At 68.1% G+C, this 20,332-nt stretch carries 14 protein-coding genes; 7 read left to right on the forward strand and 7 right to left on the reverse strand.

Annotation, left to right across the window (positions count from 1 at the left end):
- The first annotated feature begins 16 nt into the window (after nucleotides 1-16).
- The 3 genes from BME24068_RS32795 (at nucleotide 17) to BME24068_RS32805 (ending at nucleotide 4,250) form a co-directional block, all read left to right on the forward strand.
- Nucleotides 17-640 carry a LysE family translocator gene (locus BME24068_RS32795; protein ID WP_096507764.1) on the forward strand — a complete coding sequence of 208 codons (624 nt, stop codon included), beginning with the start codon at nucleotides 17-19 and terminating at the stop codon, nucleotides 638-640.
- Between the two features lie 270 nt (nucleotides 641-910).
- Nucleotides 911-2,500 (forward strand): S53 family peptidase, encoded by a 1,590-nt coding sequence (locus BME24068_RS32800; RefSeq protein WP_174928562.1) that lies wholly within the window; start codon nucleotides 911-913, stop codon nucleotides 2,498-2,500.
- Nucleotides 2,501-2,573: 73 nt separating this feature from the next.
- A complete protein-coding gene (locus BME24068_RS32805; RefSeq protein ID WP_174928563.1) occupies nucleotides 2,574-4,250 on the forward strand; it encodes a S10 family peptidase in 1,677 nt (558 codons plus the stop codon).
- A 78-nt stretch (nucleotides 4,251-4,328) separates the two neighbouring features.
- Here BME24068_RS32805 and nadE read toward each other — a convergent pair whose 3' ends face one another.
- From nadE to BME24068_RS32820, 3 genes are all read right to left on the reverse strand, one after another.
- Nucleotides 4,329-5,195, reverse strand: coding sequence for an ammonia-dependent NAD(+) synthetase (nadE, locus tag BME24068_RS32810; protein WP_174928564.1), 867 nt, complete (start codon nucleotides 5,193-5,195; stop codon nucleotides 4,329-4,331).
- Between the two features lie 213 nt (nucleotides 5,196-5,408).
- The gene (locus BME24068_RS32815) at nucleotides 5,409-6,278 is read right to left on the reverse strand and encodes a DMT family transporter (RefSeq protein ID WP_174928565.1); all 870 of its coding nucleotides are present in this window, start codon (nucleotides 6,276-6,278) and stop codon (nucleotides 5,409-5,411) included.
- Nucleotides 6,279-6,574: 296 nt separating this feature from the next.
- Entirely contained in the window at nucleotides 6,575-6,760 is a 186-nt protein-coding gene (locus BME24068_RS32820; protein ID WP_006752380.1) for a hypothetical protein, read from the reverse strand.
- 200 nt (nucleotides 6,761-6,960) lie between these two features.
- On the opposite strand from BME24068_RS32820, the gene BME24068_RS32825 reads away from it, so the two are divergent.
- Together BME24068_RS32825 and BME24068_RS32830 are read left to right on the forward strand one after the other, a co-directional pair.
- Nucleotides 6,961-7,719, forward strand: coding sequence for a DeoR/GlpR family DNA-binding transcription regulator (locus BME24068_RS32825; RefSeq protein WP_096507759.1), 759 nt, complete (start codon nucleotides 6,961-6,963; stop codon nucleotides 7,717-7,719).
- 112 nt (nucleotides 7,720-7,831) lie between these two features.
- On the forward strand, nucleotides 7,832-9,613 hold the full coding sequence (locus BME24068_RS32830) for a phospholipase D-like domain-containing protein (protein WP_174928566.1): 1,782 nt from the start codon (nucleotides 7,832-7,834) through the stop codon (nucleotides 9,611-9,613).
- 114 nt (nucleotides 9,614-9,727) lie between these two features.
- Here the strand turns inward: BME24068_RS32830 and BME24068_RS32835 are convergent, their stop codons facing one another.
- The 3 genes from BME24068_RS32835 to BME24068_RS32845 form a co-directional block, all read right to left on the reverse strand.
- Nucleotides 9,728-10,402: a TetR/AcrR family transcriptional regulator gene (locus BME24068_RS32835; RefSeq protein ID WP_096507757.1), complete on the reverse strand. Its 675-nt coding sequence runs from the start codon at nucleotides 10,400-10,402 to the stop codon at nucleotides 9,728-9,730.
- A gap of 115 nt (nucleotides 10,403-10,517) precedes the next feature.
- A complete protein-coding gene (locus BME24068_RS32840) occupies nucleotides 10,518-11,786 on the reverse strand; it encodes an NAD(P)/FAD-dependent oxidoreductase (protein ID WP_174928567.1) in 1,269 nt (422 codons plus the stop codon).
- 134 nt (nucleotides 11,787-11,920) lie between these two features.
- Entirely contained in the window at nucleotides 11,921-13,501 is a 1,581-nt protein-coding gene (locus tag BME24068_RS32845) for an amino acid permease (RefSeq protein WP_174928568.1), read from the reverse strand.
- A gap of 629 nt (nucleotides 13,502-14,130) precedes the next feature.
- Between BME24068_RS32845 and amaB the strand changes: the two genes are divergently transcribed.
- Nucleotides 14,131-15,642, forward strand: coding sequence for an L-piperidine-6-carboxylate dehydrogenase (amaB, locus tag BME24068_RS32850; protein WP_174928569.1), 1,512 nt, complete (start codon nucleotides 14,131-14,133; stop codon nucleotides 15,640-15,642).
- A 134-nt stretch (nucleotides 15,643-15,776) separates the two neighbouring features.
- Here the strand turns inward: amaB and BME24068_RS32855 are convergent, their stop codons facing one another.
- Nucleotides 15,777-18,239, reverse strand: coding sequence for a DUF3772 domain-containing protein (locus BME24068_RS32855; RefSeq protein WP_174928570.1), 2,463 nt, complete (start codon nucleotides 18,237-18,239; stop codon nucleotides 15,777-15,779).
- A 416-nt stretch (nucleotides 18,240-18,655) separates the two neighbouring features.
- Between BME24068_RS32855 and BME24068_RS32860 the strand changes: the two genes are divergently transcribed.
- Complete coding sequence (locus tag BME24068_RS32860) at nucleotides 18,656-20,074, forward strand: MFS transporter (RefSeq protein WP_096507752.1); 1,419 nt, start codon at nucleotides 18,656-18,658, stop codon at nucleotides 20,072-20,074.
- Nucleotides 20,075-20,332: the final 258 nt, after the last annotated feature.

Raw genomic sequence — 20,332 nt, forward strand, 5'->3', positions numbered from 1 at the left:
AGGACGGGGGCAGACCATGATTTCCACGCATTTGCTGTTGATTTATCTCGCCGCGCTGGCGGCCATTTACGCGGTGCCCGGGCCCGACATGGCGCTCGTGCTGCAGACCAGCATCGGCCGCGGCGTGCGTCCGGGCATGGCGGCGGCGGCCGGCCTGTCGCTGTCGCGCACCGCGCACGTGACGCTGTCCGCCTGCGGCGTCGCGGCGCTGATCCGCAGTGCGCCGTGGCTGTACGAAGTGATCCGCTACGGCGGCGCGCTCTATCTCGCGTACGTCGCGATCCAGGTGTTCCGCTCGCCGGTGTTCGCGCTCGGCGACGGCGAGGCCGCTGCCGCGGGCGAACTGCGGCAATCGTTCTTCAAGGGGCTGCTGACGAACCTGCTGAACCCGAAGGCGCTGCTGTTCTGCTCGGTGCTGCTGCCGCAGTTCGTGCGGCCCGAAGCCGGGCCGGTGGTGTGGCAGATGTTCGAACTCGGCGCGCTGCTCGTCGCGGCCGGCGTGTGTTTCGATCTCGCGTGCGTGTTCGGCGCGTCGCGTATCGCGGCGTGGATGCGTGCGCATCCGCTCGCGCAAACCGTGCAGCGCTGGACGTTCTCGGCCGCGCTGATCGGCTTCGCGCTGCGCCTGTCGATGGACTGACCGGCCGATTGAATGGCATCCCGGCATCGCTGCCGTGCCGCTCGACCGGCGCGCACGGCGCGGTGCATCACCGAACGAAGGGCGCGCGCAATGCCGGCCTTCGCACGCCTCTTCGTCACGGCGGCGCACGCGCGCAAATCGTCTGACTGTTCTAAACTTCCTTTAACTTCGCGCTGCTGCGAACCGACTGATTGAACGGAACCGTCTTCCGCCGGCCCTGTCCGATTTCCTGGCTGTTCCGTGCAACGCGGTACCAAGGAGGGTCTGAACATGGCAAGGCATCTTCAAGCCGACCGTGAACCTCGAATCGTCGCCGAGTCCAAGTGTATCGGCCAGTGCGATCCGGCAGAACGCATCCACGTCACGATCATGTTGCGGCGGCAGGAAGAAGGGCAACTCGATGCATTGGTCCACCAGCTCGCGACCGGCGACGCGCGCGCAAAACCGGTGTCGCGCGATGCATTCGCCCAGCGTTTCTCCGCGAGTCCCGACGACATTCGCAAGACCGAGGACTTCGCACGCCGTCATCAACTCACGGTCGATCGTGTCGATCCGGTCGAAAGCGTCGTCGTGCTGTCCGGCACGATCCAGCAATTCGAAGCCGCATTCAGCGTGAAGCTCGAGCGTTTCGAGCATCGCTCGATCGGTCAGTATCGCGGCCGCTCGGGCCCGATCGTGTTGCCCGACGATATCGGCGATGCGGTCACGGCCGTGCTCGGTCTCGACAGCCGTCCGCAGGCGCGGCCGCACTTCCGGCTGCGTCCGCCGTTCAAGCCCGCACGCGGCGCCGCGGGCGTCACGTTCACGCCGGTCCAGCTCGCGTCGCTGTACGGTTTCCCGGCCGGCGACGGCGCGGGGCAGTGCATCGCGATCGTCGAACTCGGCGGCGGCTATCGCGCGGCCGATATCCAGCAATATTTCCGCGGGCTCGGGATCGACACGCCCCCAGCGCTCGTCGACGTGAACGTCGGCACCGGCCGCAATGCGCCGAGCGGCGATCCGAACGGCCCGGACGGCGAAGTCGCGCTCGACATCGAGATCGCCGGTGCGATCGCGCCGGCCGCGAAGATCGCGATCTACTTCGCGCCGAACAGCGACGCGGGCTTCATCCAGGCCGTGAACGCGGCCGTCAGCGACAAGACCAACCAGCCTTCGGTGATCTCGATCAGTTGGGGCGGGCCGGAAGCGATCTGGCAGGCGCAGTCGGCGCAGGCGTTCGACCGCGTGCTGCAGGCGGCCGCCGCACAGGGGATCACGGTGTGCGCGGCGTCGGGCGATAGCGGCTCGGGCGACGGGCTGCAGGACGGCGCCGATCATGTCGATTTCCCCGCGTCGAGCCCGTACGTGCTCGGCTGCGGCGGCACGCAGCTCGATGCGCTGCCGGGGCAGGGCATTCGCAGCGAGGTCACGTGGAACGACGAGGCGGCCGGCGGTGGCGCGGGCGGCGGCGGCGTCAGCGCGATGTTCGACCTGCCGACGTGGCAGCAGGGGCTGACCGTGACGCGCGCCGACGGCAGCAGCACGCCGCTCGCCAAGCGCGGCGTGCCGGACGTCGCCGGCGATGCATCGCCGCAAACGGGCTACGAGGTGTCGGTTGCCGGCACGCCCGCGGTGATGGGGGGCACGAGCGCGGTCGCGCCGCTGTGGGCCGCGCTGATCGCGCGGATCAACGCGGCGGCCGGCGCCTCGGTCGGCTGGGTCAATCCGGTGCTGTACAAGCATCCCGGCGCGCTGCGCGACATCACGAAAGGCTCGAACGGCACCTATGCGGCCGCGTCCGGCTGGGATGCATGCACGGGCCTCGGCAGCCCGGACGGCGCGAAGCTCGCCGCGGTCCTCGCGCGCAAGCCGTCGAGCTGACGCGCCGGCACATGCGTTTTCTTGCGACGCGGGTGCCCTGCCCGCGTCTTTTTTCACCTCCAGGAGCAGCACGATGGACATCGATTCCGCATCTTCCGGCGACGTGTATCCGCTGCATCACGGCGACCTCAATTCGCATGGCGTGCCGGCGGCCGTCAGTCCGGTCGCGCTGAGCCACGGCCGCGACCAGCCGTTCTTCGATCCCGTTGCATACGGCAACGGCCCCGACGACTCGGTGACCGACACGACCGAAGCGGCCGCGATCACGCACCACACGATCCTGATCGGCGGGAAGCGCATTGCCTATACGGCGACGGCCGGCCATCTCGTGACCGTCGATCCGAGCAGTTCGCAACCGGCCGCGAAGCTCTTCTATGTCGCGTTCACGGCCGACGGCGCGAAGGAAGAAACGCGGCCCGTGACGTTCTTCTACAACGGCGGCCCCGGTTCGTCGTCGGTGTTCGTGCTGCTCGGCTCGTTCGCGCCGAAGCGCATCAAGACGTCGATGCCGGGGTTCACGCCGCCCGCGCCGTATCAGATGGAAGACAACCCCGACAGCATGATCGACCACAGCGACCTGGTCTTCATCAACCCGGTCGGCACCGGCTATTCGGCGGCCGTCGCGCCGAACAAGAACCGCAATTTCTGGGGCGTCGACCAGGATGCGGATTCGCTGAAGCAGTTCATCAAGCGCTACCTGACCAAGAACAACCGCTGGAATTCGCCGAAATACCTGTTCGGCGAGTCGTACGGCACGGCGCGCAGCTGCGTGCTCGCCTACAAGCTGCACGAGGACGGCGTCGACCTGAACGGCGTCACGCTGCAGTCGTCGATCCTCGACTACCGGCAGGCCGGCAATCCGGTCGGCGCGCTGCCGACCGCGGCGGCCGACGCGTGGTATCACAAGAAACTCGGCGTCAAGCCGGCGCCGACGGATCTCGGCGCGTTCGTCGAGGAGGTCGCGCAGTTCGCGCGCACCGATTACCTGACCGCGTTGCGCAACGTGCCGCATGCCGCCCCGGCCACCGTGCAGAAGCTCTCCGGGTACACGGGCATCGACGCGGCGACGCTGCAGACGTGGGGGCTCGACATCGCGGGCTACGATACGCGCGGCAATTCGCTGTTCCTGACGACGCTGCTGCATGCTCAGGGGCTCGCGCTCGGCTCGTACGACGGCCGCGTGACCGGGATCTCGTCGGGCATCGCCGGCAAGATCGATCCGAACTCGGGCGGCAACGACCCGACGATGACGGCGGTGACGGGCGTCTACACGGCGATGTGGAACAGCTACCTGAACGAGCAGCTGAAGTTCACGTCGAACTCCGCGTTCACGGACCTGAACGACCAGGCATTCCAGAACTGGGATTTCAGCCACATCGACCCGACCGGCGCGCAGCAGGGCATCGATGCGAAGGGGAACGTGATTCTCTACACGGCGGGCGATCTTGCCGCGGTGATGGCGCTGAACATCGACCTGAAGGTGCTGTCGGCGAACGGCTTCTACGATTTCGTCACGCCGTTCTACCAGACCGTGATCGACCTGCAGCAGATGCCGCTCGAGGATCAGAAGGTGCGGCAGAACCTGTCCGCGCGCTTCTATCCGTCGGGGCACATGGTGTATCTCGACGGCGGTTCGCGCACCGCGCTCAAGCGCGATCTCGCGACGATGTACGACGCGACGGTCGGCGATACGGGGGCGCGGATGCGGATCCGCGCACTGCAGGCGAAGAAGACGGGCGGCCCCGCATAGCGCTGCCCGTCGGGCACGTGCCGCGCGCAACCGCTACGGTGCGGTTCGCGCGGTTCGTGTGATCGGTGGTGCCGTCGATCAGCCGCGGTGGCCGGGTTGCGCGGCCGGCCAGTCGAACGGCGTGTACGGCAGCGCGCGCTTGTGGCGCGAGCCTTCGTGGAAACGCAGCACCGTTTCGTAGACGCGGTCGCTGACGGGCTTGCCTTCGAGGAAATCGTCGATCTCGTCGTAGGTCACGCCGTATGCGTGCTCGTCGGGGCGCAGCGGGCGCAGTTCCTCGAGGTCGGCCGTCGGCACCTTCATCACGATCGATTCCTCGCCGCCGAGCGCGCGGGCGAGCGCACGCACGCGGCGCTTGTTCAGGCCGGCGAGCGGCAGAATGTCCGCGCCGCCGTCGCCGAATTTCGTGAAGAAACCCATCAGCGATTCGGCCGCGTGGTCGGTGCCGATCACGATGCCGCGCCGCGCGCCGGCGACCGCGTATTGCGCGATCATGCGCTCGCGCGCCTTGATGTTGCCGTGCACGAAGTCCTGCTGTGCCGGCGTTTCGAATGCGTGGCCGGACGCGGCCAGCGACGCGAGCATCGCGTCGGCGGCGGGCTTCACGTCAACCGTCAGTGCTTCGTCCGCGCGCACGAAGTCGAGCGCGCGCTGCGCATCGGCTTCGTCGTTCTGCACGCCGTTCGGCAAACGCATCGCGATGAAGCGCGCGTCGTACCCGTCGGCGCGCAGCCGCTCGACCGACAACTGCGCGAGCCGCCCGGCCGTCGACGAATCGACGCCGCCGCTGATGCCGAGCACGTAGGTCCGCAGGCCGGTCGAACGGAGGTACTGCGCGAGGAAATCGACGCGCCGGGCGATCTCGGCATCGACGTCGAAGTGCGGGGCGACGTTCAGTTCGGCAATGATCGCGCGTTGGCGGCTGGCGTAATCGGCGGATGTCATGAAGGGAGTTCCGGAACGAAATGCAAGGCGCCCATCATAAGCGCAATCGTGGCCCGGCGCCGCGCCGGGCGTGCGATCCGGCCGCCGCGCGTTGCATCGGCGAGACGCGATGCATCGTGATGGTGCAGCCCGCGACCGGGCGCACCGGAGCGGGCGTCCGGATGCGTCGTTCCGAGGCATGCGCGGCCGATGCGGCGGGTGCTTGCGCCCGCGTCAGCGCCGTGCGAGCACGACGCCCACCAGCGCGAGCGCGAAGCCGGCGAGCTGAATGGCCGCGAGCGTTTCGCCGAACAGCAGGTAACCCTGCAGCGCGGCGAGCGGCGGCGCGAGAAACAGCAACGACGTCGCGCGTGCCGCGTTGCCGCGGCGCAGCATCCACATCAGCATCGTGACCGCGCCGCCGGACAGGAACACGATGCCCCATACGAGCGATATCCACAGCGCGGGCGCGCCGATCCAGCGCGTTTCGTGCAGCAGCACGACGAAAAGCGCCGCGACGATCGCCGCGCCGAGGTTCTGCACGGCGACGGCCGTGCGCAGGTCGTTCTGTGCGAGCTTGCCCTTCTGGTACAGCGAGCCCGCGGTGATCGAGCCGACCGACAGCACCGATACGACCACGACGAACCACGCCGGCGCCGTGCCCGGCGGCGGCGCGACGCCGCCCGCGACCTTCGGCGCGAGCACGAGCGCGACGCCGGCGAGCCCGAGCGCCATCCCGAGCCAGCCGCGCGCGGGCAGACGCTCGTTGAACAGCGGCACCGCGAGCACGGCGGTGGCGAGCGGCTGCAGCGCGCCGAGCAGCGCCATCACGCCGGCGTTCAGCCCTTGCGCGACGGCCCAGTAGCTGGCGCCGAGATAGATGCCCTGCAGCAGCGCGCCCGCGATCAGGTGACGCGGCCATTCGCGGCGGCCCGGCCACGGCGCACGCGCGACGAACGCCACCGCGCCGAACAGCACGGCCGTGCCCGCGAAGCGCGCGAGCAGGAACAGGTTCGGATCGGCATAGGGCTTGATGGCCCGCGCGACGATGAAGCCGGTGGACCACAGCGCGACGAAGGCCGCGGCGACGAGCGAGGTAAGCATGCAGGGCGGGCCGCGACGCGGCCGGACGAATCGTGAAGTCGGTCAGTATCGGGCGAAGCGAGGTTGCCGTCTTGTCGAATTCTGCACTCGCTTGCACGCCGCGCCGCGTCGTGCGGAGCGGCGGCGAAGGCGATCGTCGAGGGCTGCATCTGCTGCGGGCGGCGGCCGCAGACGCGTCGGCGCGCGGCGTGGCGGTACGCGGGCCGTTCGTTATCGAACGGCCGGGACCAGGGCCGGGGCCGGGTGAACCGGCCGCAACGGAAGCGCGCGCACGCGCGCGCGAAACGAAGGGGAGATCAGTCGAGGGAGAACGTGTCGAGCGGCTGGTTCGCGCGCGCATCGGTCGCGAAGCGCGCGGCGAGCTGTTCGTACAGCCGGCGCGCCTCGTCGAGCGTCAGGTCGATCCAGTACGGATCGCCGGCGCCGTCGTTGAGTCGTTCGGGCGAAAACTGGATTTCGAGCACACTGCCTTTGCGATACATGGCGTGAGTTCCTTGATGGTCTGCCGTTCGGCGAAACGCAGAGTGTAGCAATCGCATGCCGCACCGATTCGCGCACCTCAGGCAATACAGAATTTCACTTTCGCGGCGCGCTCGCGCGTCGCGCCGTCGTCAAATGACGGTCAAACGGCCGTAATACAATGGTCGGCTTACCCATTACCAGTCGCCCCGGGCGCATTGCGATGCTGGCGGAACAACGTCATCAATACATCCTGTCGGAGCTTGGACGGTCGGGCGCGCTGTCGGTCGCCGAACTCGTGCGTTCGCTCGACGTGTCGCGCGAGACGGTACGGCGCGACCTGAATGCGCTCGCGGCGCGCGGCCTGCTCGTGATGACGCACGGCGGCGCGCTGGCGGCGGACCGCCGCGAGCCGAGCCTGTCCGAGCGCGAAGCGGCGAACGCCGAAGCGAAGCGCACGATCGGGCGGCGCGCGGCCGAATTCGTGCCCGACGACGCCTCGGTGCTGATCGACTCGGGCAGCACGCCGCATGCGGTCGCGCTCGCGCTGGCCGATCGTCACCGGTTGTCGATCTACACGAACGACTGGCGCACCGCGTTCGTGCTCGCGCGGCGCAACGGCAATCGCGTGACGCTGCTCGGCGGCGAACTGTCCGACGACGAAGACGCCACGTTCGGGCTCGATACGATCCAGCAGCTCGCGCAATACCATGTCGACTTCGCATTCGTCGGCGCGGGCGGCATCACGACCGACGGCGACTGCACCGACTATTCGCGGCTCGCCGCCGAAGTGCGCAGCCGGATGATCGCGGCGGCCGGCATGGCGATCATCGTCGCCGACCATTCGAAGTTCGGCCGCGTGACGCCGGTGCGGATCAACGGCACGTCGGCCGCACGCTATCTGGTCACCGAGCGCATGCCGGACAAGGCCGTGCGCCGCGCGCTGACCGCCCGCGGCATCGAGCTGCTCGTGTGCGACTGACCGACTGACGCGGCGCTGACATACAAGGTTCATCGAACGGTCATCGCAGGGGAAGAAGCACCGTCGACACTGACCCATTCATCTCGACCGGCCGGCCCGGCAGGAGCAACGAATGACCGTCAGCGTACGCAGCTATCTTTCCCCGACCCTCGTGCTGCTGGCCTTCGACTGGCCCGATGCGGCGTCGCGCACCGATTTCCTCGGCTTTGCGATCCGGCGCACGCCGGGCTTCTGGTCGGCCGACGGCAAGACGCGGGCGCCGAACAGCTGGCTGCCGAACCGGCTGACGTTCGACGGCCCGGCCGCCGATACGCAGGGCGATGCGCCGACCGATCAGGCGCCGATCCAGAAATTCATGTGGTGGGATGCGCGCATCGATCCGCAGGATCGCGGCGCGGCGTTCCGCTATGACGTCTATCCGGTCGTCGGCACGCCGGCGGACCTGCGGGTGCTCGATGCGCAGGCGGGCGTGTGCGACGTCGTGCTGCCCGCGCACGTCGAGGACGGCATCGGCACCTGGTTCAACCGCGCGGTGGTCAGCTCGCAGGCGTTCGCGAAACAGGTCGCGGCGCTGGGCCTCGAACCGAATGCGGCGCCGAGTGCCGCCCAGGCGCTGAAGCTGCGCACGTGGCTCGCGAACGACATGGAGCAGGTGTTCGCGCAGGTGCTCGACCCGGCGTCGCGCGCGGCGTCGGCCGTCTATCACCTGACCGACACGCTGTGGGCGCTGCCCGCGTTCGAAGCGTTCGGCCGTCAGCATGGCGAAGCGTCGCTTGCGATCGTCTACGACGCGCACACCACCGCGCGCAAGGGCAAGCCGCCGCTGCCGTCGCCGAACCAGCCGGCCGTCGATGCGCTGCAGGGGCTCGCGACGCTGGCGCCGCGCGACCGGACGCACATCATGCACGACAAGTTCATCGTGACGGACACGCCGCCGGACGCGGCGCCCGCGCGCGTGCTGACCGGTTCCGCGAACTTCACGACCGAAGGGCTGACGGAGCAGGCGAACGTGCTGCACGCGTTCGATTCGCCCGAGCTGGCCGCGCTGTACAACGATCGGGCGCATGCGCTCGCCGCGAATCCGCCGATCGCGGAGACGGCGCGGCTGTCGCAGGGCTGGTCGGCGCCGATGACGGTGGGCAGCGCGCGGGTGCGCGTTGCGTTTTCGCCGGAGCCGGCGGGGCAGCGCACCGAGATCGATACGATCGTCGCCGCGATCGCGGCCGCGAAGCACTCGGTGTCGTTCTGCCTGTTCATGCCGACCGATGCGGCGTTGCGCGATGCCTGCTTTGCGGCCGGCGACCGCGGCCTGATGATGTTCGGGCTGGTGAACCGCATCAACGTCGGCAGCGCGACGAAGGCCGATGCCGCGCAACACGATGGTCAGTCGCTCGATGCGGCGACGCTCGCGAACCTCGAGCTGTACCACCGCCAGCGCGACCATCGCGACGTGATCGATGCCGCGTATTTTTCACCGGCGACGGTGCCGAAGGGCTTCGAGCCGGAGCTGCGCCTCTTTCCGGGCGAACCGGCGCCTGCATACCCGCCGGTCGTGATCCATCACAAGTTCATCGTGATCGATGCGGAAGGCGCGAACCCGATCGTCTATACGGGCTCGGCGAACATGAGCCGCAACTCCGAGCAGTACAACGACGAGAACCTGCTCGAGATTCGCGATACACGCATCGCGGCGATCTATCTCGCGGAATTCCTGCGGCTCTACGAGCACTATCGTGCGCGGGCGCTGTCGATCGAGACGAAGCAGCACGGCGCGGGCACGCAGCGGCAGCTCTCGCTCGCGCCGGATTCGAGCTGGGCGAAGAAGTACTACGTGGCGGGCAGCCCGGAAGAGAAGGCGCGGATCGCGCTGGCGGCGACGGCGCCGACGGACTGACGCGCGGCGCACGCGTTCGAATGCGCGCATGCGTCCGGCTCATGCCGGATGCATGCGTCGCGGCCTCGTTCGAGGCGCGAGTGCGCGACTCGCCGGCGTGTTTCGGGGAGAGGGCTACGCGGCGACGTAGCGCAGCACGGAGTCGGCGATCGTCTCGCGATGCCGCGCACGCAGACGCGGCGCCGACGGATCGCGGCCGAATGCGGCGCCGAACGTATAGCGGTTCGACACGCGGTGGAAGCAGAACGAGCTGATCAGCAGGTGCAGGTCGAACGCGTCGATGTCCTTGCGGAACGCGCCGCTCGCCGCGCCGCGCTCGAGCAGTTCCTCGAGCGTCTTGATGATGCTGACGTTGCGGTTCTTGAATGACTTCAGCTGTTCGAGATACTTCGCGCCGTGGATGTTCTCGATCGACACGAGGCGGACGAAGTCGCGATGCTTGTCGTGATAGTCGAACGTGAATTCGACGAGCCTGCGCATGCCTTCGCGCGGCTCCATGTCGCCGACGTGCAGTTCCTGCTCGAGCGCGCGGATGTCGCCGTACACCTTCTCCAGCACGGCCTCGTACAGGCCTTCCTTGCTTTCGAAGTAGTAGTAGAGCATCCGCTTCGTCGTGTTCGTGCGCTCGGCGATCGCGTCGACGCGCGCACCGGCGAGGCCCATCGCGGAAAATTCCTGCGTGGCGACGTCGAGGATGTTGCGCTTGGTTTGCTCGGGATCGTATTTGCGCCGCGTGTCGGACGCAAGCGCGCGGCTTTCGGACGTGGCGGCCTTGCTTCCAGCTTTCATGTGACTTTGTTGTGGGTTCGCGGCGGCATGGAGAAACCATTCTAGCATGCGGGAAATCCCCGCCCGGCCGACCTCCCGCTCTAATCGGCCGCGCGGTGTCGACCGTCGCCGCCGGTCAGCGCCGGCACGACGCGAGCGCGTCGCGGGCCTGGTACGCGGTGTACGTGAGTTGCGCGGCGGCGAGGCCCGCGAGCCCGAACGTGCGCGTGAGCCCGAACGCGGCGAAGCCTTCCGGCACGGGCTGCTCGCCGGCCAGCGCGGCGGCGAGCGCTTCGCCGGCGACGGTGGTCGGCGCCATCCCGTGGCCGCCGAACGCGATCGCGTGCCACACGCCGTCCGCATCGCGGCCGATCTGCGGCATCTTGTGCCGCGCGTAGCTCATCAGCCCGCCCCACGCGTAGTCGACCTTCACGCCGTCGAGCTGCGGATACACGCGCAGCAGGTCGCGGCGCAGCAGGCGCGCGATCGCGTCGGGGCCGCGGTCGAGTACCGAGATCCGGCCGCCCCACAGGATCCGCGTGTCCTTCAGCGGACGGTAGTAGTCGAATGCGAAGCGCGTGTCGTAGATCGCGTACGGTGCGTCGATCGCGTCCGGCAGCCGCGTGCCGAGCGGTTCGGTCGCGATCACGTAGGTCGCGATCGGCAGCACCGCGCGTTCGATGCGCGGCGACACGCCGCGCGCATAGCCGCCGCCGGCGAACACGACGTCCTTCGCGCGCACCGTGCCCTGCGCCGTGCGCACGACGTAGCCGGCGCCTTCGCGGGCGATGCCGAGCGCGGCCGAACGTTCGTACACGCGTGCGCCGCCGCGCGAGGCGGCCGCCGCGACGCCGAGCACGTACTTGAGCGGGTGGAAGTGGAACGCGTTCGGCTCGAACAGCCCGCCGTAGTAGCGCTGCGTCTTGAGCCGCGCGCGCAGCGCGTCGGTTGCGACCGGTTCCCAGTCGACGTTGAATTCCTGCTTCATCAGCGTGCGCACGCCGTCGAGCCGCGACGGATCGTCGAACCAGTTCGCGAGCATCACGCCCTCGTCGACGATGTCGCAATCGATCCCGTAGCGCGCGATGCGCGTGCGGATCAGGTCGACCGCGTCGACGGTGAGCCGGTACAGGCGACGCCCTTCGTCGCGGCCGAGCGTGCGCAGCAGATCCGCGTTGTCGAGGCTGTAGCCGCCGAACACGAAGCCGCCATTGCGGCCCGATGCGCCGAAGCCGACCCGCTCGCTGTCGAGCACGACGACGTCCGTCACGCCGCGCTCGACGAGACCGAGCGCCGTGCACAGGCCGGCGAGGCCGCCGCCGACGATGCAGACCTGCGTGTCGATCGTGCCGGTCAATTGCGGGTAGGGCTGGCGGGTAACGGTGGCTTCGTAGAAATTCTGCATGCGGTTTCGGTGACTCGTAACGGCGGAAAACGGACGGCGCGCGTCGATCTTGCCTGAACGCGCGCGCCGCGTCGAATGGGGTTTTCAGTGCGCCGGCCGTCGCGGTCGGGCGGCGGCCGGCGCGTTACCGGGCGTTATGCGCCCGGCGTCGGGTTGACGGGGCGGGCGACGTAGGCCGGATAACCGGCGTCGGCCTTCTCCGCGGCGTCGGGCATCGCGTTGCGCTCGATCCACGGCGCGATCTCCATGTCCTCGTAGCGGACGAGGCGGCATTTGCGCACCAGCGCGTAGCCGAGCCAGATCACGAGGAAGAACGGCAGGCCGATGTAGGTCGCGGCGATGCCGGCCCAGTCGATCCTGTCGGCGAGGAACGCCTGGTAATCCTGGCCGAGCGCGACGATCGCGCACAGCGCGAACGCGAACAGCGGGCCGAACGGGAACCACTTCGACCGGTACGGCAACTGGTCGAGCCGGTAGCCCTGCTTCAGGAAACCCTTGCGGAACCGGTAATGGCTGACCGCGATGCCGAGCCATGTGATGAAGCCGGCCATGCCCGACGTGTTCAGCAGCCACAGGTACACCGTCTTGTCGCCGTACAGCGACGTGAGGAAGCACAGCCCGCCGATCGCCGTCGTCGCGTACAGCGCATTGCGCGGCACGCCGCCCGGCGACAGTTTGGCGAACAGTTTCGGCGCGCGGCCTTCGACCGCGAGGTTGTAGAGCATCCGCGTCGACGCGTACATGCCCGAGTTGCCGGCCGACAGCACGGCCGTCAGGATCACCGCGTTCATCACGCCGGCCGCGAACGCGAGGCCCGCGTGGCGGAACACGAGCGTGAACGGGCTCACGCCGATGTCGGTCACGTCGCTCTTCAGCAGGCTCGGGTCGGTGTACGGAATCAGCACGCCGATCACGAAGATCGCGAACACGTAGAACAGCAGGATGCGCCAGAAGATCTGGCTGACCGCGCGCGGGATCGTGGTGCGCGGATTTTCCGATTCGCCGGCCGCGACGCCGATCATTTCGGTGCCCTGGAACGAGAAGCCCGCGATCATCGCGACGCCCATCATCGCCGGCAGGCCGCCCGCGAACGGCGCGTCGCCGATCGTGAAGTTGCCCCAGCCGGCGCTCGGGCCGCCCTGCATGATCCCGAAGATCATCAGCAGGCCGATGCCGACGAACGCGAGCACCGTCAGCACCTTGATCAGTGCGAACCAGTATTCGGCCTCGCCGAAGCCGCGCACCGACAGCGCGTTGAGCGCGAAGATCAGCGTGAGGAAGATCGCGCTCCACCAGACGCCCGGTACGTGCGGGAACCAGTAGTTCATCACGAGCTGCGCGGCGACGAGTTCCACCGCGAGCGTTACGGCCCAGCTGTACCAGTAGTTCCAGCCGAGCGCGAAGCCGAAGCCTTCGTCGACGAACTTCGAGCCGTAGGTCGCGAACGAGCCGGATACCGGCATGAACGCGGCCATTTCGCCGAGGCTCGTCATCAGGAAATACACCATCAGGCCGATCATCATGTATGCGACCATCGCGCCGCCGGGGCCGGCCTGCGAGATCGACGCGCCGGACGCGACGAACAGGCCCGTGCCGATCGAGCCGCCGATCGCGATCATGCGCAGATGGCGTGCCTGCAGGCTGCGGTGGAGGGACGGCTTCGCGGGCGGCGAGCCGGACGGGCGGGGCGAATCGGGGCGGGCATCTGAATGCATGGCGGGTGCTGAGCGCTGTCTCCGGGATTGTCTTTTGGCTGCGAAGCGCGACGCGTCGCCGGCCGCCGCCGGGCGGCGGGGCTTCGCGGGAATGATCCGGTGCAACCGGCCCGCGACGCGCGTCGTCTTCGTCTGTCGTCCGGCCGCCGTCGGCGGCCGTCGATGCGCCGGGTGCGGCGCACCTCGACGTCGCCCCGATTGTGTGTGCCCGCCGGATGGGCTGCAAACGATATTTCCGCACAGGGTGATGCAACTTTGTCATCAAGTCGCGGCGTGCCGAGACGCGTCCGGATGGCCCGGTCACTGGCTTTGGACGCGTCCCATATGCGGGCTGAAACGGCCCGGTGTGTCCTGCCCGGGTGTTGCGTTTTGGGAATGAAGTCGTGAGTTAATATCAATAGCGGCCCGACTTGTGGCCGCCGACAATGTGTCTCATGGATCGTGCCTCGCGAGGTGGGGGCGCGCCGTCCGGCCGGGTTTCCGGCGGCGGCGCAGCGCGATGCGCCACGCGGCGCACCGGGCCTGCCGAGCAGCGCATCCGCTTGCACAGGGCGCGCGAACGCGCTCCAATCGAATCACGCGGGCGGCGTCGCCGCCGCACCGATCAATCTGTCCCTGAAGAGGAAGTGATGCAATTCAACGACATTCTTGCCGCGCTCGATATCGATCTCGCCCAGTGGAAAGGCAATGCGCTGACCGCGCGTTCGCCGCTCGACGGCGCGACGCTCGCGACGCTGGCGGTCGATTCGCCCGCCGACGCCGAGCGCAAGATCGACGCCGCACACGACGCATTCCTCAAGTGGCGCACGGTGCCGGCGCCGGTGCGCGGCGAGCTGGTGCGCGTGTTCGGCAACGTGCTGCGCGAGCACAAGGCCGAGCTGGGCCGCCTCGTCACGCTCGAAGCCGGCAAGATCACGTCGGAAGGGCTCGGCGAAGTGCAGGAAATGATCGACATCTGCGATTTCGCGGTCGGTCTGTCGCGTCAGCTTTACGGCCTGACGATCGCGTCCGAGCGCCCGGGCCACCGGATGATGGAAACGTGGCACCCGATCGGCGTGTGCGGCGTGATCTCGGCGTTCAACTTCCCGGTCGCGGTGTGGGCGTGGAATGCGGCGCTCGCGTTCGTCTGCGGCGATTCGGTCGTGTGGAAGCCGTCGGAGAAAACGCCGCTTACCGCGATCGCATGCCACGTGCTGCTCCAGAAGGCGATCCGCGAATTCGGGAAGACGCATCCGGGCGTCGCGCCGGCGGAGTTGAGCCAGCTGGTGATCGGCATGCGTGACGTCGGTGAAGTGCTGACGTCGTCGAAGAAGGTGCCGGTCGTCAGCGCGACCGGCAGCGTGCGGATGGGCACGGAAGTCGCGAAGGTGCTGAGCCAGCGTCTCGCGCGCGGCATCCTCGAGCTCGGCGGCAACAACGGGATGATCGTCGCGCCGAGCGCCGATCTCGACCTCGTGGTGCGCGCCGTCACGTTCGCGGCGGTCGGCACGGCCGGCCAGCGCTGCACGACGCTGCGCCGCCTGATCGTCCATCGCAGCATTGCCGATCAACTGCTGCCGCGCATCGAGAAGGCCTATGCGTCGGTGAAGGTCGGCAGCCCGCTCGAGGAAGGCACGCTCGTCGGCCCGCTGGTCGACCGTGCGTCGTTCGACGCGATGCAGAAGGCACTGGCCGATGCGCGCGAGCAGGGCGGCGAGGTGAAGGGCGGCGAGCGCGTCGATATCGGTCACGCAGATGCGTACTACGTGCGTCCGGCAATCGTGCGGATGCCGAAGCAATCGTCGGTGGTCGAGCGCGAGACGTTCGCGCCGATCCTGTACGTGATGATCTACGACGACTTCGAAGACGCGATCGACGTGCACAACGCCGTGCCGCAAGGTCTGTCGTCGGCGATCTTCACGAACGACATGCGCGAGGCCGAGCAGTTCATGTCGGCGGCGGGCAGCGATTGCGGGATCGTCAACGTGAACATCGGCACGAGCGGCGCGGAGATCGGCGGCGCGTTCGGCGGCGAGAAGGAAACGGGCGGGGGTCGCGAGTCGGGTTCGGATGCATGGAAGGCGTATATGCGCCGTGCGACGAATACGATCAACTACAGCCGTCAGTTGCCGCTGGCGCAGGGTGTGAAGTTCGACGTGTGATGGGAGGCGGCGCGCGTAGCGCCGCTTGAAGTCGAAACGGGCCGGTTACCGCGGAAGCGGTGACCGGCCCTCGTCGTTTTTGGCGACACGTCTGCCGCGACGATCGATCGGCGCGCACGCGCCTGATTACTCACTCATGGCTCATGTCGCATGGCACCCTCGTTCGCCGGCATGTTCTGCACAACGAGCATCTGCGGCGTCGACAACGTGATCTGTGCCGCGCGCAACTGCTTCAGGATCTCGAACAGCAGATCGCTCTTCGTCGAACTCGCGATCCGCGGGCTCGCCACATATCCCGTCACGCTGAGCGTAATGCCGTCCGGCGTCAGCTGGCTGAACGTGACCGACGGCGCCGGCTTGTCGAGAATCGCCGGGTGTTCGCGATACGCGTCGAGCAGCAGGTCGCGCACTTGCTCGGGGTCGGTGTTCAGCGGGAACGTCAGCATCAGCGTCGCGACACCCTGCGTGCTGTTGCCCATCGTCACGTTGCGCACGTTCTGCGAGATCAGCTGCGAGTTCGGCACGATCACGGTCGAGCGGTCGCTCAGCTGGATCTCGGTCGCGCGCACGTTGATGCGGCGGATGTCGCCTTCGACGCCCGAGATGCTGACCATGTCGCCGACCTTCACCGGCCGCTCGGTCAGCAGGATCAGCCCCGACACGAAGTTCTTCACGATCTCCTGCAGGCCGAAGCCGATACCGACCGACAGCGCGCTGACGATCCACGCGAGGTTGCTCCATTTGACGCCGAGCAGCCCGAGCGTCATCAGCACGAGCAGCACGTAGCCCACGTTGGTGAACAGCGTGATCAGCGACACGCGCATGCCCGCGTCCATGCCGAGCGCCGGCATGAACTCGCTGTCGAGCCAGCGACGCACCGAGCGCAGCAGGTAGAAGCCGATCGCGAACCCGATGCCCGCGTTCATGATCCGGTCGGGCATGATGTTCAGGCTCTGCAGCCGCTGCCCGCCGATCATCGAGACCACGCTGTCGAGCAGGTCGCTCGGCGTCGTGCCGAACCCGCCCGTCAGCAGCGCGACGGCCGCGACCAGCATCAACAGGCTCGTGCCGAAGCCGGACGCGATGGTGTGCGCTTGCTCGAGATGCCGGTCGTCGAGCGCGAACAGGTGCTTGATCTGCTTGCCGGTCGACAGGCTCGCGGAGAACAGGCTCTCGCTGGCGTCGCGCGTCAGTTGCGTGAGGATGTAGACGCTGCACAGCACGATCTCGAACCACACGAGCTCGTACGTGATGAAGCGCGCGACCGTGATGTAGCCGATCACGAGCGCGCCCAGCGACACGATAATCGCCAGCGTGACGCCGGCATGGATCAGCCCCGCGAGCGTCGAGCGCTGCTCGGGCGCTTCGCCGGCTTGCGCGAGCGCGCTGCGCACGCGGTTCGCGCGCAGCAGCGATGCGCCGACGGTCAGTGCGACGACGAGCGACACGATTCCGCGGCCGAACAGCGTGACGGACAGACTGGTGTCGACGATCCGGTTGATCGATTCGAGCGTGCCGGACATCAGCAACAGTGCGGCCAGCACGCCGGGGAACGGCTTCATCGCGAGCGCGACCGGGTCGGCGAGCGCCGGCAGCCGCCACGACGGGTGCTTCGTGCAGAGCAGCGCGCGGCCGAGCCCGGCGATCAGCGCGCAGGTCACCGCCAGCTTCGCGAACTGATCCCACAGATCGCTCATCGACGGCGTGAGCTCGTAGTGCCGGGCGAGCGCGAGATAGAGAATCTGGACGGCGACGGCGGTCGCGAACAGCGTCGAGAACGCCGTCGACAGCGCGAGTGCGCTGCGGCGCAGCCGCGTGGGCGGCAGGCGGTTCAGGCAGACCCACGCGAGCCCGCGTTCGACGAGGCGGCGGCCGCCGACCCAGACGGCGAGCGCGGCGATCATCAGCAGCGTGGTGATCGCACGCTGTCCGGGCATCCACGACGAGTGCAGCATGTCGCGCAGTTCGTCGTTGAAATCCTCGAGCCGATGGACGTCGTCAGCCGACAGATGAAACAGCGGCAGCCAGAACTGCGCGCCGAAGATGCTGCCCGAACGGAACGCGAGCTGGTTGCGCAGCAGGCTGCGGTGCAGCTTTGCGAACTGGTCGTTCAGGTTCGCGAGGTTGGTCTTCTGGTCGGCGGCCTGTTTCAGCGCGGCGTCGATCTGCGCCTTGCGCGCATTCAGCGTCGCCCGCTGTTGCGCGACCGAGGGCGTTTCGGGCGACGCGCCCGGGGCCGGCGGCGGGCCGAGCACGTCGAGCTGCGCCTGGATCTGCGTGCGCTGCGGCGCGAGCTCGCTCTGCAGCTTGTCGACGTCGGCGCTCAGTTCCTGCGCCGCATCGTCGAGCCCGTCGAGCTCCTTGCTGTTGGTCGCGTTCGACGTCTGCTGCTTGATGCGGTCCTGCTGGACCTGCATCTGCTTGAGCTGCGCAATGGCATCGTTCAGCGAAATGGCCGGCACGGGCGCGCCGACGCCGCTCGCGCCCGGCGCGGACGCGGCCGCCGGAAACGCCGACGCGGTCGCGATCGCTGCGAACTGCAGCAGCGCGAACAGCGCGATCCGGCGTGCGTAGATGGATAGTCGTTGTATGGACATGGAATGCTTACGTTTTGCCGACGATTCCGGGCGCCGAAAGGCGTCAGGAAGCCGGGAGTTGGCCCGGTAGCATGTTACCGGGGTGTGGCGGCGGCAATGACGACGTTTGTGCGCAGGGCGTGTCGCGCGCCATGCGGCCCGCGGCGCCGTGCGAGGGCGCCGAGCGCCCGTATCGACGGGCCCGCGCCGGCATCGGTTGCCAAGCTGCGACGGCGATCGCGATGCCGGCGAGGCTTACAGAACCGACAGAAGGTTACGCAATTTACACATTATCCGGCGCGAAACCGGGGTGTCCGAACCGGTTCGCCACGTGACGCGGCTCGCGCGGCGTGCCGGTACAATGCAGCGATTCGCCCGACGGCGGCCCGCAGGCCGCCGGACAACAACATACGACACGATCAGGAGACTCGACCAAGATGGCTTCAACGGACAGCTTTTCACAGGCCGCCGCCTTGTCCTCCCCCATCGACGCCGGCTCGATTTCAGCCCGCCTCGATCGCCTGCCGCCCACTCGCAGCGTCTGGAAGCTCGTCGTGCTGCTGAGCCTCGGCTTCTTCTTCGAACTCTACGATCTGCTGTACAGCGGCTACGTCGCGCCGGGCCTCGTGAAAAGCGGAATCCTGTCCGCGACGACGCACGGCCTGTTCGGCACGACGGGCGTCGCGAGCTTCATCGCCGCGCTGTTCGCCGGCCTCTTCATCGGCACGATCGGATGCGGTTTCCTCGCGGACCGCTTCGGCCGCCGCGCGATCTTCACGTGGTCGCTGCTGTGGTACACGGCCGCCAACATCGTGATGGCGTTCCAGGACACGGCAGGCGGACTGAACTTCTGGCGCTTCGTCGTCGGCCTCGGCCTCGGCGTCGAGATGGTGACGATCGGCACGTACATCTCCGAACTCGTGCCGAAGCAGATTCGCGGCCGTGCGTTCGCGTGCGAGCAGGCGGTCGGCTTCGTCGCGGTGCCGGTGGTCGCGTTCCTCGCTTACCTGCTCGTACCGCACGCGCCGCTCGGCCTCGACGGCTGGCGCTGGGTCGTGCTGATCGGCGCGCACGGCGCGCTGTTCGTGTGGTGGATTCGCCGCGAGCTGCCGGAGAGCCCGCGCTGGCTCGCGCAGCAAGGCCGTGTCGACGAAGCCGACCGCGTGATGCGCGCGCTGGAGGCGAAGGTCGAAGCCGAATACGGCCGCCCGTTGCCGCCGCCCGCGCCGGCCGAGCCGGTGCCGCCGCGCGGCAGCTTCCGCGACATGTGGGTGCAGCCGTATCGCAACCGCACGATCATGATGACGATCTTCAACGTGTTCCAGACAGTCGGCTTCTACGGCTTCGCGAACTGGGTGCCGACGCTGCTGATCAAGCAGGGCATCACGATCACGTCGAGCCTGATGTATTCGAGCGTGATCGCGCTCGCGGCGCCGCTCGGCCCGCTGATCGGCCTCGTGATCGCCGACCGCTTCGAGCGCAAGTCGGTGATCGTCGCGATGGCGGCGGCGATCGTCGTCTGCGGGCTGCTGTTCAGCCAGACGACGGTGGGCGCGTTCCTGATCGTGCTCGGCATCGGCCTCACGCTCGCGAGCAACATCATGTCGTACAGCTTCCACGCATACCAGGCCGAACTGTTCCCGACGTCGATCCGCGCGCGCGCGGTGGGTTTCGTCTACTCGTGGAGCCGCTTCTCGGCGATCTTCTCGTCGTTCGTGATCGCGGGCGTGCTGAAAGGCTTCGGCACGTTCGGCGTGTTCGCGTTCATCGCCGGCGCGATGGTGATCGTGATGGCCGCGATCGGCTTGATGGGACCGCGGACCAAAGGCATCGCACTCGAAGCCATTTCGAAGTAGGCGACGATTGCATCGCGCGTGCCGCATGCGGGGCGGCACGCAGGCACGCGCTTTCACGGCCGCGGCAAAGGCCAGCGAACGAGCTTGGCACGCGACGATGCCGCACGCGGCAACGAGTTGAAACAAAGCGTGACCAAGCGCAAAAACCGCCGCGAAACGCGGGGTTCGGCCCTGCCGAATCCGGCATGCGCGAGTAGAATGAAAGCCCTGACGACTCATTAGCCGCCATCGGACCGGTCGCGTTGCATCCGCGAAACG

The sequence above is a fragment of the Burkholderia anthina genome (genome assembly GCF_902498995.1).
GTDB lineage: Bacteria > Pseudomonadota > Gammaproteobacteria > Burkholderiales > Burkholderiaceae > Burkholderia > Burkholderia anthina.